12 protein-coding genes are annotated in these 16,777 nt (G+C 69.2%); 8 read left to right on the top strand and 4 right to left on the bottom strand.

The features are described 5' to 3' along the window. Positions 1-8: 8 nt before the first annotated feature. Positions 9-965, top strand: a complete 957-nt coding sequence (gene ligD / locus ACYU8I_RS15040; protein ID WP_460842305.1) for a non-homologous end-joining DNA ligase — start codon at positions 9-11, stop codon at positions 963-965. Here the strand turns inward: ligD and ACYU8I_RS15035 are convergent. Together ACYU8I_RS15035 and ACYU8I_RS15030 are read right to left on the bottom strand one after the other, a co-directional pair. Beyond that, the gene (locus ACYU8I_RS15035; protein WP_460842303.1) at positions 962-1,912 is read right to left on the bottom strand and encodes a glycosyltransferase family 2 protein; all 951 of its coding nucleotides are present in this window, start codon (positions 1,910-1,912) and stop codon (positions 962-964) included. The two genes, ligD and ACYU8I_RS15035, sit on opposite strands and share 4 nt — an antisense overlap. Continuing rightward, positions 1,896-2,336, bottom strand: a complete 441-nt coding sequence (locus tag ACYU8I_RS15030) for an adenylyltransferase/cytidyltransferase family protein (RefSeq protein WP_460842300.1) — start codon at positions 2,334-2,336, stop codon at positions 1,896-1,898. Before ACYU8I_RS15030 ends, ACYU8I_RS15035 begins: the two co-directional genes overlap by 17 nt. 533 nt (positions 2,337-2,869) lie before the next feature. On the opposite strand from ACYU8I_RS15030, the gene ACYU8I_RS15025 reads away from it, so the two are divergent. The 3 genes from ACYU8I_RS15025 to ACYU8I_RS15015 all read left to right on the top strand — a co-directional run bounded on the left by ACYU8I_RS15025 (position 2,870) and on the right by ACYU8I_RS15015 (position 6,017). Continuing rightward, a complete protein-coding gene (locus ACYU8I_RS15025; protein WP_460842298.1) occupies positions 2,870-3,475 on the top strand; it encodes a hypothetical protein in 606 nt (201 codons plus the stop codon). Positions 3,476-3,510: 35 nt separating this feature from the next. Then, positions 3,511-4,809 carry an oligosaccharide flippase family protein gene (locus ACYU8I_RS15020; protein WP_460842296.1) on the top strand — a complete coding sequence of 433 codons (1,299 nt, stop codon included), beginning with the start codon at positions 3,511-3,513 and terminating at the stop codon, positions 4,807-4,809. Between the two features lie 68 nt (positions 4,810-4,877). Beyond that, on the top strand, positions 4,878-6,017 hold the full coding sequence (locus ACYU8I_RS15015) for a DUF1972 domain-containing protein (RefSeq protein ID WP_460842397.1): 1,140 nt from the start codon (positions 4,878-4,880) through the stop codon (positions 6,015-6,017). On the opposite strand, the gene ACYU8I_RS15010 is transcribed toward ACYU8I_RS15015, so the two are convergent. Beyond that, a complete protein-coding gene (locus ACYU8I_RS15010) occupies positions 6,014-6,763 on the bottom strand; it encodes an arsenate reductase/protein-tyrosine-phosphatase family protein (RefSeq protein WP_460842294.1) in 750 nt (249 codons plus the stop codon). The genes ACYU8I_RS15015 and ACYU8I_RS15010 overlap by 4 nt on opposite strands. A gap of 149 nt (positions 6,764-6,912) precedes the next feature. Here ACYU8I_RS15010 and ACYU8I_RS15005 point away from each other — a divergent pair, with 149 nt between their 5' ends. Then, a complete protein-coding gene (locus ACYU8I_RS15005) occupies positions 6,913-8,304 on the top strand; it encodes a tyrosine-protein kinase domain-containing protein (protein WP_460842292.1) in 1,392 nt (463 codons plus the stop codon). 1,101 nt (positions 8,305-9,405) lie between these two features. Here the strand turns inward: ACYU8I_RS15005 and ACYU8I_RS15000 are convergent. Beyond that, positions 9,406-9,831 (bottom strand): hypothetical protein, encoded by a 426-nt coding sequence (locus ACYU8I_RS15000; RefSeq protein ID WP_460842290.1) that lies wholly within the window; start codon positions 9,829-9,831, stop codon positions 9,406-9,408. Between ACYU8I_RS15000 and ACYU8I_RS14995 the strand changes: the two genes are divergently transcribed. From ACYU8I_RS14995 to ACYU8I_RS14985, 3 genes are all read left to right on the top strand, one after another. Beyond that, on the top strand, positions 9,821-11,038 hold the full coding sequence (locus ACYU8I_RS14995; RefSeq protein WP_460842288.1) for a hypothetical protein: 1,218 nt from the start codon (positions 9,821-9,823) through the stop codon (positions 11,036-11,038). The genes ACYU8I_RS15000 and ACYU8I_RS14995 overlap by 11 nt on opposite strands. 471 nt (positions 11,039-11,509) lie before the next feature. Next, positions 11,510-13,213: a hypothetical protein gene (locus tag ACYU8I_RS14990; RefSeq protein ID WP_460842286.1), complete on the top strand. Its 1,704-nt coding sequence runs from the start codon at positions 11,510-11,512 to the stop codon at positions 13,211-13,213. Positions 13,214-13,542: 329 nt separating this feature from the next. After that, a partial coding sequence (locus ACYU8I_RS14985; protein WP_460842283.1) for a LamG-like jellyroll fold domain-containing protein occupies positions 13,543-16,777 on the top strand: 3,235 nt, incomplete at its 3' end.

Below are 16,777 nucleotides of genomic sequence, written 5' to 3'. Positions count from 1 at the left end.
CCCTGCTCGTGGCGTCGAAGAGCCCCAGCGTCGAGATCGAGGTCGACGACAAGGTCGTGAGGATCTCCAATCCCGACCGGGTCTACTTCCCGGCGCGGGGCGAGACCAAGCTCGACCTCGTCGAGTACTACCTCTCGGTCGGCGACGGCATCGTCAACGCCCTGCGCGAGCGGCCGTGCATGCTGCACCGCTTCCCGACGGGGGTGACGGGGGAGAAGGTCCACCAGAAGCGGCTGCCCCACGGCGCCCCGCCGTGGATGGAGACCGTGCGGGTCCACTTCCCGCGCTGGAACCGCACGGCCGACGAGCTCTGCGTCACCGAGATCGCCCAGGTCGTGTGGGCGGTGCAGATGAGCACGGTGGAGCTCCATCCGTGGAACAGCCGCCGCGACCACGTCGAGCAGCCCGACGAGTGGCGCATCGACCTCGACCCCGGACCCGACTGCCCCTGGTCGACGGTCCAGCGGGTCACCCACGTCGTCCACGAGGTGCTCGACGAGCTCGGGGCCACCGGCTTCCCGAAGACCAGTGGCGGCCGCGGGCTGCACGTCTACGTCCGCATCCCGCCCGACCACGGCTTCAAGGACGTACGCCGCGCGGCGCTGGCGTTCGCGCGCGAGGTCGAGCGGCGCAGCGACGACGTCACCACCACGTGGTGGCGCAAGGACCGCGACCCCGCCGACCTCTTCGTCGACTACAACCAGAACGCCCGCGACCACACCATCGCGGCGGCATACTCCGTGCGCGGCAACGAGGTCGGCACGGTCAGCACCCCGGTCCGCTGGGACGAGGTCGACGACTGCGAGCCCGACGACTTCACCATCGCCACCGTGCCGGCGCGCTACGCCCAGCTCGGCGACCTGCACGCCGGCATCGATGACGAGGTCTTCGACCTCGCTCCGCTGCTGGAGTGGGCCGAGCGGAACGAGGCGGGTGGGGCCGAGCCGCCGGCCGAGCCGGACTAGCCGACCCCGCCACGTCGCATGAACCGGTAGCCGTCGCGGATCCCGCGCAGCACCGGCCACACGGTGCGAGAGGGACGCCGCAGCTGCCTGCGCCCTCCCTGCAGCAGCAACCGGTAGCCGGCACCGGGAGAGGTGCGGAGCCACCGCCGCTGGTCGGTGGGAGAGAGGTGCTTGCTCGCGAAGACGAGACGGTTGCGGGCGTTCCAGTAGTAGTACGTCGGGGACTTCTCGCGGGTGGATGTCTGCTCGCGGTGGGTCGCGCCCTGGTCGTGCACCACGCTCGCGGTCTGGAGGAGCTCGAGACGGCCGCCCGCGGCCAGCACCTGGCGGGACAGGTCGACGTCCTCCCAGTAGAGGAAGTAGTCGTCGTCGAAGCCGCCGGCGCGATCCCACAGCGCGCGCGACATCGCGAGGCACGCGCCGCTCAGCCAGGGCTGGTACGACGCGGGGTCGGCGTCAACGGGTCGTCTGTGGGACCCACGCATCTCGCCGGTGGCGAGCACGACGTCGGAGCCGTGGGCGACTCGCGTTCCGTCCGGTCGCACGAGTCGAGGTGCCACGAGCTCGTCCGGGTGGCTGAGTGCGCGAGCAACGAGCCGGTGCAGGTCGCCCGGTGTCAGGCTCGCGTCGGGGTTCAGCAGGACGACGACGTCCTCGTCGGGCGAGCGACGCAGCGCGAGGTTGACCCCGGCGCCGAAGCCGAGGTTGCCGTCCGGTGCCAGGAGGTCCCACCCGTGGCGCGACGCCAGCCGCGAGACGGCCTCGCGCTCGGCAGCAGTGCTGAGGTTGTCGACGACACTGGTCCGCAGTCCGGGTGTGTCCTCCGTGAGCGGGCCAAGGTTGCGTTCGAGGAGGCGGTGCGAGCCGTAGTTGACGACGACCAGTCGGACGCGAGCGGCACTGCTGGCAGGCAGCGGACCGACGTCGCCCTCAGCTGGCGTGGGCACCGGTGATGTGCGCGCGCAGGATCGTGCTGGAGGTGTGCAAGGTGTAGGGGAAGTAGACGACCTCGACCCCGAGCGGAGCCATCGAGCTCTCCAGGCGGCTGCCCTTGGCAGTGCCCTTCCAGTCGTCACCCTTGAAGATGACGTCGAAGGGGCGCTGGCGGTGGGCCTCGGTCTTGTCCTCCGAGTGGTCGGCGATGACCTCGTCGACCATGCGCAGCGATGCCACGATCTCGAGACGCTCGGCGAAGGGCACGACCGGCAACCGGCCCTTCAGCTGCTCGACGTACTCGTCGGTGCCTACTCCGACCACCAGGCGGTCGCACCGCTCGGCCGCGCGGCGCAGGATGTTGAGGTGTCCGACATGGAACATGTCGAAGACGCCGCTCGCATAGCCAATGACGTGGACTTCTTCGGTCTCGGACAAGGCCTGACCCCCCGGGGTATGTCGCTCGACGCTTGAGTATGTCGGCTCGTCCAGGTCCCTCGCACATCGAACGCACACTCCGGCCCAGACCAGTGACGGGTGCCTGTGCCCGTTGACGGGTGGTGCGGCACCATTCTCGGAGAAGTGGGTCGTTTTCAGGCTAGGTCGCCCCTCAACCCGGACACGGAGGAGACCGATGCCATCGGGTCGTCGAGCGAGGGAGTGCGTGGTAGGTGCTTGACGAGTGCAGGCGGTGGGCGGCCTTCTTGGTCCGGGACACCCGTCCGAGGCGGGAGAAGGTCCTGGTCACGTGCCTGTACCTCCGATATCTCGCGACCAACCTCCTCTCGCGCCGGCAGGTGACCGGCAGTGCGGACGTCGACGTGTCGATGACAACGTACGGCGTGCGGACGCGCACGTCCTGGGTGACGGTCGAGTCGATCGCGCGGGGGAGTGCACGGCCTCGCCGGCTCATCCTTTGGCTGGACGACCCAGAGCACCTCAGCAGGCCGCCTCGACGACTCCGCCGACTCGTGGCCCGGGGGCTCGAGATCAGAGCGACCGAAGACTTCGGGCCACACAAGAAGCAGTATCCCTTTGCGCGTGAGAATCCGGCTCCGCTCCGCCCGCTCGCCGTCGCCGACGACGACGTCATCTATCCGCGCTGGTGGTTGGAACGGCTCGTCTCCGCGCACTCGGCCAGGCCCGACGACCTGGCTGCCTTCCGCGCCCACTCAATCACCTTGACGTCGTCCGGTGTCGCTCCCTATGCGCAGTGGGAGGCACGACGAGGCACGGCCTCAGCCCTCGGTGTCATGGCGACTGGCGTCTCTGGTGTCATCTACCCACCGCGGCTCGTTACCGCGCTGCACCAGGCGGGCCCGGGATTCTTGGATGTCGCACCCACCGCGGACGACGTCTGGGTGTGCGCCGTTGCGATTGCCTCCGGCATCAAGACGTGGCAGGTCTGCGACGAGCAGCAGGACTTCTTCAACGTGCCCGGCACCCAGGTCGCCACCTTGAACGGGACCAACGTCGCCGGGGGCGGCAACGACCGACAGATCGCTGCGACGTTCGGGAATCGCATCCTTAGCCGTCTGCGTGAGGAAGTCGGGACGAGCGAGGGCCCTGCACGATGACGAAGGTTGTCAAGCCCGGCCAACACTCGCGCAACATGACCACGGCGATGATCGGGCACGCCGTGCCCGCGTTCATCGCACTCCTCACGGGACCGGTGCTCGCCCAGTCCCTCGGAGTGGAGGGCAGGGGCGAGGTCGCCGCGGCGTCGGCTCCGATGACACTGGCCGTCACGGTAGCGACGTTCGGGATACCCGAGGCGGTCACGTATGCCGTTGCCCGCTCTCCGCGCGCACTTCGCCACGCTGCAGCCAGGGGCACTGCGCTGCTGACGGTCGCGGGCCTTCTCGCCATGGCCGCAGTGGTGGCAGGCGCGCCTGCACTGAGCGATGGCGACGCCGATGTGGAGACACTGCTTCTCATCGCCAGCCTCGCTATCGTTCCTAACCTCTTGGTGGGTGTCCTGAGGGGGATGGCGTCAGCCCTGCAGCGATGGGACCTGGTGACCGCTGAACGGGTGCTGGCGGCCTGCTTACGACTCGGTGTTCTCGTGCCCTTCTGGCTCACTGACACCCTCACGCCGCTCATCGCGGTCCTGGCGGTGGCGTGCACGCCGATCGCAGGAGCCCTGGTGTACACCCGCGTCCTGGTACTCGCTGCCCGCAACCCTGCCGAGCTGACACCCGATGCGCAGGTCCGTGCACTAGCGGGCTACGGAGGCCGGGTGTGGATCGGGTCCTTGTCAGGGATCTTGCTGTCACGGGTCGATCAGACCTTGATGACCCCGCTGGGTGGCACCGTTCAGCTGGGTCTCTATGTCGTTGCCGTGAGCATCAGCGAGCTGCCGCTCATCATCAACACGTCGGTTCGCGAGGTGACGTTCGTGACCGACGCTCGTGACTCGGCTGACGACCGTCTCACTGCTTCGGCGCGAGTGTCCACGCTCCTCAGCGCCATCGTGGGGGTGGGGGTGGGGGTGACGATGGTGGCCTGGGTCCCCTTCCTCTTCGGGCGGGACTTCGCTGCGGCCCTCCCTGTCGCGGCCATCCTTCTCGTCGCTGTCGTCCTCGGAACCCCTGGCTCCATCGGCGGTTCCGGCCTGAGCGCTCGCGGACGCCCCGAGCTGCGCAGCTGGTCCCTGGTCATCGCCTGCGTGGTCAACGTCGTCTTGCTGGTGCTCCTGGTGCCGCGCTGGGGTGCGGTCGGCGCAGCGGTGGCCACCCTCGTCGGCAACATCACCGCCAGCAACCTCAACCTGATGTTCGTCTCCCGGGTCCTTGGTGTACCGGTGCGCCAGTTCTACGGCTTCCGTCGAAGTGATGTCGTCACCGTCGTCAGGTTCGGCGGCCGGTTGCTCGACGCCCTGCCCGGGTTCGGCAAGGCAAGGAGGAGGTGAGGCTCTTGCGGCGCGCGATGAAGACATCAGTCCGCAGATCACGGAATCCGGAACGGCTGTGCGTGGCGATGCTGGGCACGCGGGGTGTCCCGGCGGCCTATGGGGGATTCGAGACCGCCGTGGAAGAGATCGGCCGTCGTCTGGTCGAACGCGGCCACACGGTGGTCGTGTACTCGCGCGACGAGCGCGGGCTTCAGGAGCACCTCGGGATGCATCGGGTGTGGCTCCCCTCGTTGAGGCGCAAGCAGCTCGAGACGCTCAGCCACAGCGCGCTCTCCGTGCTGCACGCCTCTGCCAGGAACGCGCCGGACGTGGCCTTCGTCTTCAACGCGGCCAACTCGCCGTTCCTGCCGGTCCTGCGCGCACGGCGCGTGCCGACGGCCCTGCACATGGACGGCCTGGAGTGGCAGCGAGCCAAGTGGGGTCGTGCGGGGCGTTCCTACTACCGCTGGGCGGAGCAGCATGGTGTGCGGTGGGCAGATCGGCTGATCGCCGACGCCCCGGGCATCGCTGACTACTACACCGACGAGTTCGGGGTGCCGACCGAGCTGCTGCGGTACGGCGCGCCCATCCTCGGCGACCTCCCGGCAACTGGGGTGGAGGAGCTGGGCCTCGAGCCGGGCGGGTACCACCTCGTGGTGGCGCGCTTCGAGCCGGAGAATCACGTGCTCGAGATCGTGAGCGGGTACCGGCGGAGCGCGGCGAGCCTCCCGCTGGTGGTGGTGGGCGGCGCCCCCTACGCCGAGGGATACACCGCGAAGATCCACGACGCGGCGGCCGGCGACGACCGGGTCCGGATGCTCGGGCCCGTCTATGACCAGGACCTCCTGGACGCCCTCTACCTCCACGCCGCGACCTATCTGCACGGCCACTCCGTGGGCGGGACGAATCCGTCGCTGCTGCGCGCCATGGGTGCGGGGACAGCGGTCATCGCGCATGACAACGTCTTCAATCGTGAGATCTTGGGGCGCGAGGGTTGGTACTTCGGTGACGACGGGCAGGTCGCCCTCGCTGTGGAGCGGGCCGAGGTCGACGGCGCGGAGCGATCGAGGCGCAGCGCCGCAGTGCTTACCCGAGCGAGCGAGGAGTTCACCTGGGAGTCGGTGACCGACGGCTACGAGCGGCTCGCGGTCGACCTGGCGTCGGCTGGCGTCGGCCCGCGGCGGCGTCGTGCGCGGCGGCGCGACGGTCGACCGGCGTGGTCTTAGCGAGGGAGCGAGCCGCCCTGCGCATCCTGCGCTGTCGACGACCTGACGTCGTGGTGGCTGAGTACCCGGAGGCGGGCGACGCCGTCTGCCAGGTCCCGCGACGCTGAGCCGATCGTGTCGAGCACCGGCTTGTGACGGCGCTCCTGCCCCTGGTGCACGTCGCCGATGTCGAGCTGGGCCCGTCTGGTGCGACCCCAGGACCGTCGCGAGAAGTGGGCCGGGCCCGTGCTGATCGACAGCGTTCCGCGCTGCTCATGGAGCAAATCGACGACTGTCGGCAACAGGTCAGCGGCCGACGTCGCGATCGGCAGCGCGGACCCGTCGGCGGGTAGCCCGCGGGCCATCATCATCGCCGCCTCACACAGAGTGAAGGTGCGACGTCGCGCCTCCGGGCTCAACACCGCCACCGCCGCTCGCTCGTCCTGCGAAGCGAGGAGGATGAGTCCCGCCTCGGCCACCAGGTGCTGGGTCAGGGCCTGCGAGCGGTGCGCGGCGACGAAGTCGTTTCCGCCCGGGAGGCGTCCTGCCGCCTTGGCGGCGTGACGGCACATCGCCTGGCCCGGTCGGGCGTCGACGCCGGCGCTCGTCACCCGCCACGCGACACCCGGCGCCGCGCGGTCGAGGTTGTCGCTCAGGCGCAGTTGCATGCTGGGCGACCGGCACACGTTGGCCGAGCACACGACGAGGACCGTCGCGTCCGGGCGGGACCCGACCTCGACCTGGTGACCTCGGTCCATGGTGCTCATCATGGACAAATTACCGGAGTCGGGCGCCGAGCGAAGGGGAATCCGCCCGTGCGGCACGCCTGCACTGCAGTGACTGCGTAGCATGCAGGTGCCCGCAGCCCGAAGTGGCCGTGCGGTCGACCCGAACGCACGTCTGCGAAAGGACCTGGGTGAGCCTCGCCGAGTACGTCGCGCTGCTGCGCCGGAACTGGCTCGTCATCGCCGCTCTGGGTGTCCTCGGAGGCGTTCTCGGCGCGACCTACGGGATGACCAGCACGCCGGTCTATCGCGCGACCACCAGCACGCTCGTGACGACCGACGTCGGCGAGAATGCCGGAGAGCTCTTGCAGGGTTCGACGTACGCCGAGTCGCTGGTCGCCTCCTATGTCCGGCTCGCCACCTCCGAAGCCGTCCTGCAACCCGTGATCGACGCCGAGGGCCTGGACAGCACGTCTCGCCAGCTCGCACGCAGGGTGACGGCGGAGGCGCCGTTGAACACGCTGGTGATCGACATCGCCGTCACCGGCTCCGACCGCCAGGAGGTCGCCGAGACCGCCGACGCGATCTCGGAGAGCCTCGCGGAAGCGGTGCAAGAGGTGTCGCCGCAGGTCGACGGGACGCCGTCGATCCGGCTGACCCGGATCGAGTCGGCAGCAGTCCCGCTCTTCCCCATCGCACCCAACACACGTTTGCTCGGTCTCGCGGGGGGCGTCGCGGGGCTGGTCGCCGGGGTGCTGCTCGCCCTGGTCCGCTTCCTGCTCGGCTCGTCGCTCAGGAGCGCCGAGGAGATCGCCCGCTTCACCGACGTGCCGGTCATCGGTCGCATTGTCGAGGCGAGACGCGACAAGCGCCTCTCCGCCATGGTGATCGAGCACCCGATGGGGCCCGAGGCCGAGTCTCTGCGTGGGCTCGTCGCCAACCTCGGCTTCGTCTCCGCGGCTGGCGGGCTGCGCTCGGTCGTTGTGACATCGGCCTCGCCGGCGGAGTCGAAGAGCTCGGTGGCGAGCGCGCTCGCCTTGGTCCTGACCGAGGCGTCGCGCCGCGTCCTGCTGGTCGACGCCGATCTGCGCGCGCCAACGCTGCACGCCGTGACCAATCTCGACAACTCTCTTGGGCTGTCGACTGTGCTCATCGGCGAGGACGCGCTTGACGTGGCGGCCCAGTCCTGGGGGCGTCACGAAGGGCTAGACGTGCTCACGAGCGGGCCGACCCCCCCGAACCCGGGGCAGCTCCTGCGCAGCGAGGCGATGAGGGCCCTGCTGGCCGAGGCGGAGAACCAGTACGACTACGTCGTCATCGACACCCCGCCTGTGGGCTCGGTCGTCGACGCGGTCTGGATCGGCCAGCTGACGTCAGGCGCGATCATGGTCGCCCGCCGTGGGAAGACGAAGCCGCGGCACCTCGTGCGCGCCATCGAGGCCATGAACGCGGCCAGCGTCACGGTGGTCGGCGTGGTGTTGAGCCGCATGCCCCGACCTTCGCGCGCCCACTACGGATACGGCTACGGCCAGCAGCAGCCGAAGCGGCGGCGGCGCGACCGCCGCGTCCGTACCTCGCAGTGACGGCAGCGCCGGGAGCGCCAGCCGGCGCCGGTCAGGGGCGCCTTCCCTGATCCCTGTGTACTAGGACCTTCTAGTCCGAACGGGTCATCTCGGCGCGGGCTAGACCGTCTCCCAGTGCAAAACGGACATTCCGCCCTAAAGTTACGGAACCCCCGTAACGAAGAGGTTCGTCATGTTCCGTACAGCCCGCACGCTGCTCGTCGGCATCGTCGCCGCGCTCATGCTGGTCTCTCTGGTCTCCCCGTCGGCCAGCGCCGCTCCCCGCCTCGGGAAGGTTGCGAATGTCACGAAGTCGGCGGCGAGCACAGTCGACGGCAAGGTCCGGCTGGCCTGGTCACCGGTCAGGCGCGCGTCGGCCTACCAGGTGCGGTTCGCGGCGGAGGACGTCGCCCTGAGCAAGGTCCGTCCCGCTAAGGTCAGGTCTCGGTCCTGGTGGACCCCGCGGTTGACCGAGGGCTCGGCCTACCTGGCCCAGGTCCGTGCCCTCAGGGGAAAGCGGGTCGGCGCCTGGTCGACGCCGGTGACGGTCCGACTCGCTGCTGGCGTCTCCACCCCGGAACGGAGTGCGTTCCTCGCCTCGGACGGCTTCGACCGTCGCCTTAGCGGCTCGTGGGGCAACGCCGTGACCGGCGGTGCCTGGACCCTGACCGGTTACCCCAAGGGCGTTTCGATCGACGGTGACAACGGCAAGATCGAGCTGCAGGCCCCCATGTCGACCCAAGCCGGCCTGCAGTCGGTGTCCAGTACCCGCACCCGCGCGACCGCCGAGTTCTCGGTGGACAAGCTCTACCGCGGATCCGGTGAGGGCTACTACGTGGCCGTCAACGCTCGGCAGCGAGGCTCCGAGGCGTACACGGGGCGCATCGTCGTGCGGGCTGACGGAACCGCTCGCCTGCTGCTGCTCCGCAACTACCAGAACCTCGCGACCTCGGTGGTGCCCAATGTCGCGATCAAGCCCGGGGCCAAGTACAAGCTCAGCGTCCAGGCCACGGGTACCTCGCCCACACGGGTGTCCGCCAAGCTGTGGGAGAGCTCCGCTCCGGAGCCGGCCGGCTGGCAGATCAGCGGTACCGACAACCTCCCGTCGATGCAGCGCGCTGGCTATCCCGGGCTCTTCGCATTCCTGCCGAGCTCGGCGTCCATCGCCCCGCTCACGGTGACGGTCCACGCGTTCAACGCCGTCGACCCCGACTCGGCGACCCCGACCTCGGAGCCGACCCCGACCCCGGAGCCGACCCCGACCCCGGAGCCGACCCCGACCTCGGAGCCGACCCCGACGCCGACCCCGACCCCGGAGCCGACCCCGACCCCGGAGCCGACCCCGACGCCGACCCCGACCCCGGAGCCGACCCCGACCCCGGAGCCGACCCCGACCCCGGAGCCGACCCCGACCCCGGAGCCGACCCCGACGCCGACGCCGACGCCGACGCCGACGCCGACTCCGACGCCGACTCCGACGCCGACTCCGACGCCGACTCCGACGCCGACTCCGACGCCGACCCCCGACGCGAGCTCGGTGCCGGTCATGGGTCCGGTCTCCTTCCCCTCCGTCGAGGCGATGAAGGCCTCGGGCATGTACCGGATCCCGTCCGACGCCAACCTCGTCCCCTGGACCTTCGGCGACAAGACGCTCGAAGAGGTCTTCATGACGCTCGGGTCCAACGACATCCTGGTGCTCCCCGAGCGCAAGGACCCCTACCTCATCGACTCCGCCGACGGCTTTCGCGCCGCGGGTGTCGGGGCCGTGCTCGGCGAGGGCGGCAAGCGCATCCCGATCGTGTCCACCTACAAGGGCAAGCCGGCGCGCACCTGGTTCGCGATGGCTCGCGCTCAGCGGGGCGTGATCGGTCTCGGTCCCGGCGCCGTGATCGAGACCACCAACTCCGGGTTCACCCAGGAGGCTCAGATCGAGGACAAGGGTAGCCCCCTTCCCGGTGGTGGCACCTCTCCCGGTCGCTTCTGGTACAACACCGCCGGCGTCCAGCAGTCCGAGCTCGTCGGCTCTCAGGAAAAGGTGCTCGAGGCCGCCAACCCGAACGCCTACATGGCCAACTTCACCATGCGCGGCCGAGACTTCGGCGGCGTCGCCTACACCGCCATCTCGATGCGGGGTGGCACCGCAGAGCGCCTGAATCTCAACGGCGCGTGGCGCGGCTTCTCAGGCGTGCCCAACGGAGAGACCGCTGCCGTCAGCGTCAGCCGAGGCTCCTACCTCATCTCGCGAGTGATGACCGGCACGCTGGACGGGCAGGGTCGCCGGGTCGGCACCTCGCCCATCATGATCAACTCCAGCCCCGGTGGCCGTTGGGAGTACGGCGACGCATCCCAGGCCCGCAAGGGCATGCCGACCATCTGGAACTCCTCCGGCCGCCACGAGTGGTTCAACGTGACCTCGCGGTGGAGCGATGGTCCCGGGGTCAATCTGGAGCAGGTGGCGGACGGCTTCGAGTTCGTCTGGAAGTCCGGCCGGCTCTGGTCGAACCGTGGCGGCAACGGCGGCTACCCCTCGCCCGACAAGATCCACGGAAACAGTCTCCACATCTCGTTGAACGCCTTGGGGCGAGCCACCATCAAGCTCAGCGACGTGAGCATCGACAACAACGTGCAGGCGGGCAAGCTCTGCGTCCAGCTGTACGGAAAGTCAGACCCCGCGAACCTGAACATGTCGCTGGTCAACGACGGCAAGTCCGTTCCGATCGCCGCGTTTGGCAAGACGGTGACCTACATGGGCTGAGCAAGATGGCCCGAAGGCCCCGGGGACGATTGTTCTCCGGGGCCTTCGGTCTCGAGTCAGGCGATTCGCGTCGGTTCGAGATCTTGTGCGAAGGTGCTGCACGGGTAGAGGTCGCGACGCGACCCAGGGGGGTTGACCTTGTCAACGTCACCCGCAAGGACCTGAATGCGCTCCCGTCTCGCCGCTCCTCGTCTCTGTGCCCTCGTGCTGCTCCTCCTGGGGCCGTTCTGCACTCTTCCTTCCGGAGTCGCTGCAGCGACCAGACTCCCCGCGGCTGATCAGGCCGCCAACACGCTGGTTGCCGACTCTTTCGACCGGACGGTCCGCACTGGGTGGGGCGGTGCCGCGACTGGCGGCGCGTGGGCCATCTCGGGCGCCGGTGCTTCGGTCGCGGGTGGTGCGGGGTTCCTCTCGCAGGCCCCGTCCAGCTCCGTGGAAGCGACTGTTGGCGCCAGGTCGACGAGCGCGGTCGTGACGACCGCCTTCTCCGTCGACAAGCTGTACAGAGGCAGCGGGAACAGCTACAAGATCAACGTCGTGGCACGGCGCGTCGGCCGCGACGTCTACTCCGCCCGTCTCGACGTCGGACCGGACGGCGGCGGTCGGCTGTTCCTGCTGCGGAACTACGTCGAGGTCGCGTCGGCGGCCGACGTCCGCACGCCACTCCAGCCCGGGCGCACCTATCGCATCAGCGTGCGGGCCGAGGGCACCAGTCCGACCATGCTGAGCGCCAAGGTATGGGCCGACGGGCAGGCTGAGCCCGACTGGCAGCTCCGCGGGCAGGACAGCCTGGCCGGGCTGCAGTCGGCCGGGGTCGTCGGAGTCGGCCTCTTCGTCCCCGGTTCCACCACCAACGCGCCCGTCACGATGGCGGTGGAGGACTTCAGGGCCACGACGACCTCAGCAGCTCCAGCTCCTGCTCCAGCTCCTGTACCGGCTCCGGCTCCGGCGCCTGACAGCGGCCTCGGTCCCGTCTCGTACCCCTCTGTCGAGGCCATGCGCCGCTCGGGTCGGTTCCGCATCCCCTCGGACGCCAACCTGGTGATGTGGCGCTTCGGCGATCAGAGCCTCGAAGAAGTCTTCATGTCGCTCGCCAGCAACGACATCCTGGTGCTGCCGGAGCGGGCCCAGCCCTACCGCATCGACTCCTCGGGCGGGTTCCGCGCGGCGGACGTGAGCGCTGTTCTGGGGCAGGGCGGCAGACGTCTGCCCGTCGAGTCGACATTCCGAGGACGGCCCGCGCGGACTTGGTTCGCCATGGCCCGCGCGCAGCGGGGTGTGATCGGGCTCGGCCCCGGAGCCGTCATCGAGCCGACGGCTTCGGGTTTCCGGCAGGAGCCCCAGATCGAGGACAAGGGCAGCCCCATCCCCGGCGGCGGATCCTCACCCGGGCGCTACTGGTTCGACCTCCAAGGCCAGCGACGGACCGAGCTGGTCGGTGCACAGGAGAAGCTGCTCGAGTCCGGTCGCTCCGACGCCTACTTCGGGAACTTCACGCTCCGCGGACGGGACTTCGGCGGCGTCGCCTACTCCGGCATCGGCTCCCGCGGTGGCACCTTCGAGCGGCTCGGCCTGGACGGCGCTTGGCGTGGTTTCTCCGGTGTGCCCAACGGGGAGACCGCCGCTCTCAGCGTGAACCGTGGCCGGTACCTCATCTCTCGGGTGTCCATGAAGCCGCTCGACGCCGGGGGGCGCCGCATCGGTACGTCCCCTGTGATGATCAACTCCAGTCCCGGTGGTCGCTGGGAGCACGGCGACGTCTCGCAGGCTCGGTTCGGCATGCCCACACTGTGGGGTGCGTCGGGCCGCCATGACTTCGTCGACGTCACTTCGCGGTGGGGGGCCGGCCCCGGGGTCAACGTCGAGCAGGCCCGCGAGGGCTTCGAGCTGGTGTGGACGGGCGGACGGATCTGGCCCAACCGCGGCAATGCGGGGGGGCACCCTGCTCCAGACGGGATCTACGGCAACAGCCTCCACGTGGGGTTCAACGCGACGGGGCGGGCGTCAATACGGCTCGTCGACGTCGACCTCGACAGGAGCGTCCAGCAGGGCAAGCTGTGCATCCAGCTCTACGGCATGCGCGACACGAGCCTCGTGAGCGCTCGCGCCACTCAGAACGGTCGAGCCGTTCCGGTGGTGGGGTACGGCCCATCCGGTCCCGTGCCGATGGGGTGAGACGGTCCTCCACCGGTTCTCGCGAGGCCGTGCTCGCGCGCGGTCGGATCAGGTCACCTTCGTATGGCTGTGAGGTCGCACACTGCTGCGGAGACGATGCATCGGTGGATTGTGCGCCGCCTGAGACGGGCATACCGGGCTAGACAGCCTGAACACGACGGTCGGCGGTTGCGGGGTCCCCGACCTACGATCGTGACAGTCCGAGCCGGACAGAGCGACGCAACGCAATGCTGTAGTCGAGTGCGGTGACAGGGGGACAGGGCGCCTGCGCCCGTGGATAGCGTCGTCCGACGCATGACCGGCAGCCCGTGCCGGGAAGAGGAACCAGAATGGCAGCCTTCCACCGGAAGCTCTCGACCGCATTGGTCGCGGCGCTCATCACCTCGGGGACGCTCGTCCTGGCCCCCACAGCGACTGCCGCGGACGAGCCAGAAGCGGCGGCCGAGCCCGCGCCCGCGCTGCCAGAGACGGTGACCGCCGACGCTCTGCCCACCGTCCAGATCAACGGTGTCGTCTGGGACCAGGTCGTGGTGGGCAACCGGGTCTTCGTGGGTGGCGAGTTCACCAACGCGAGGCCCGCCGGCGCGGCGCCTGGGGTCAACACGACCCCTCGGTCGCACCTCCTGGCGTACGACATTCGCACCGGGGTGCTCGACACCAGCTTCGCGCCGACCCTCAACGGCAAGGTCAACGACCTCGCGGCGAGCCCGGACGGTACCAAGCTGGTCGCGGGCGGCACCTTCACGAACGTCAACGGCCAGAGCCGCAACCGGGTCGCGGTGTTCAATCTGCCCTCCGGCGCACTGAGCTCCATCAACACCGGAACCGATGCCTCGGTCCAGTCCGTGGCGGCCTCCAACAGCGCCATCTACGTGGGTGGCATCTTCAGTCGCCTGGGCAGTACCGCGCGCAGCCGCATCGGCGCCTTCAGCAGCACGAGCGGGACGGTGACCGGGTTCGCGGTGCCCGTCGACAACGGTCGGGTCCACTCGATCGTCGTGTCCCCCGACGCCTCTCAGGTCGTCCTCTCGGGCAACTTCACCAGCGTCGGCGGCTCTGACAACCCCGGGTACGGTCTCTACCGCGCTGACGCTGCCACCGGCGCCGGGCTTCCCCTCCCCGTCAACTCACAGGTGCGCGACGCCGGCGCCGAGTCCGCCATCCTCAAGCTGGCCTCTGACAGCACCAGCTTCTACGGGGTGGGCTACCACTTCGGGCGAGCGGGCAACACCGAAGGTATGTTCCAGGCGAGCTGGGCCGACGGCTCGCTGGTCAACATGGAGGACTGCCACGGCGACACCTATGATGTCGCCGCGGTGGGCGACGTCGTTTACAGCGCAAGCCACAAGCACTACTGCGGCAACAGCGGCGGTTTCCCGCAGACCGATCCCTGGACCTTCTGGCACTCCACCGCGTGGACCAAGGACACGAGGGGCGTGAACTCGCCTGACATCTACGGTTATCCCGACCACCCGGGTACTCCGCGGCCCGAGCTGCTGACCTGGTACCCCCAGACCGACGTCGGCACCTACACCGGCAAGAGCCAGGCGACGTGGTCGGTCGCAGGCAACTCGCAGTACGTCGTCTACGGCGGCGAGTTCCCGCGGGTCAACGGGCAGCAGCAGCAGGGTCTGGTGCGTTACGCGCTGCGGTCCATCGCCCCGAAGAAGCAGGGGCCGCGAGCCGTCACGCAGTCATGGACGCCCTCGGTTCAGAGCTTCCGACGGGGGCAGGTCAAGGTCACGTGGCCCAACCTCTGGGACTACGACAGCCGTGAGCTGACGTACCGGGTGTGGCGTCAGACCGCCGGAAACGTCGTGCACGAGGTGGTGGACAACGGCCGTCCCTGGGACGGGACCGCCCTGTCGTTCACCGATAAGGATCTTGCCCCCGGCTCGAGCACGCGATACCTCATCCAGGCGAGCGACCCCGATGGCAACACCTTCGGCAGCGGGTGGATCAACGCGACGGTGGCGAGCGAGGACAAGATCTCGCCCTTCGGCGCGGCGGTGATCGACGATGGCGCAAGCCTGTACTGGCCACTGAACGAGCCGGCTGGTAGCACCACGGTCACCGACTACGCGGGCACCGCGAACACGACGTCGGGTGCAGGCGTGACGCGAGGGGTCAACGGTGCGATGACCAACTCCCCGGACGCTGCGGTCAGCACGAACGGAGCCGACGACGGCAGGGTGCTGAGCCCGAAGGTCGTCAAGGGTCCCGACACCTTCTCGCAGGAGCTGTGGTTCAAGACAACCTCGTCGTCGGGTGGCAAGCTCGCTGGCTTCGGCAACGCCAAGACCGGCAACTCCGGCTCCTACGACCGGCACATCTACATGGAGCGCGACGGACGCGTGGTCTTCGGTGTCTACCCCAACCAGGTTCGCACCATCAGTTCCAAGCCGGGACTGAACGACGGCCAGTGGCACCAGGTCGTCGCCACGCTCGGGCCCGACGGGATGGTCCTCTACGTCGACGGCCGTCGAGCCGCCTCGCGCGCCGACACCACGAACGGTCAGGACTACTCCGGCTCCTGGCGAATTGGTGGAGACAACCTCGGCGGCTGGAGCGACGCGAGCTACAACTTCGCGGGATCGATCGACGACTACGCCGTGTTCCCGACGGCGCTCACCCCCGCCCAGGTCAACGCGCACTGGGTCGCGAGCGGGCGTGCCTCGGCCATCCCGCCCCGTCCCGCAGACGCCCTGGGCGCCGCCGTCTACGACAGCGGACCGGACCTCTACTGGCGTCTCGACGAGGCGTCCGGTGACACGGCAGCGGACACAGCAACGGGGGCCGCCACCGGAACCTACCGCGGTGCGGTCACGAAGGACCGTCCTGCGCTGCTCGGGCGCAAGGCGATCAGTCCCAGCGACAACCCCTGGGGCACGGTCACCGCAACGACCCCGGTGTCCAACCCGACGTCCTTCACCCAGGAGGTCTGGCTCAGGACGACGACCCAGCGGGGTGGCCGTATCTTCGGTCTGGGCGACAACGGCAACGGCGACTGGTCGGGCAACTACGACCGGATGATGTGGATGCTCAACGACGGCCGGGTCCGCTGGGGCATCTGGAGTGGTCAGACGAACACCATCGACACGACGAGGCCGCTGAACGACGGTGAGTGGCACCAGGTCGTGACGACTTTCAACCGGACCGAGGGCATGAAGCTCTACGTCGACGGCGAGCTCAACGGCACCAACGCCAACACCAACGCCCAGGACTACACAGGGTTCTGGCGTGTCGGTCCGGACAGCTTCTGGGGCGGCAGCGACGACACCGGCTTCACCGGCGACATCGACGAGGTCGCCGTCTTCCCACGGGCCATCACGCCTGCTGAGGCCCGCCGTCACTGGCAGGCCGGCACCGGCACCGTGACCAACTCGCCGCCGAGTGCGGCGTTCGTCTCTCAGGTCAGTGACCTCGAGGCCGGTTTCGACGCCGGCGGTTCGTCGGATCCCGAGGGTTCGAGCCTCACCTACGCGTGGGACTTCGGTGACGGCACGTCGGGAACGGGCCGGACGGCGCAGCACACGTACGCTGCTTCGGGGACGTACACGGTCA

The sequence above is a fragment of the Nocardioides marmoraquaticus genome, from assembly GCF_054777915.1.
The sequence above is the reverse complement of the archived record's forward strand: the minus strand, read 5'-3'. Positions and strand labels throughout refer to the sequence as shown.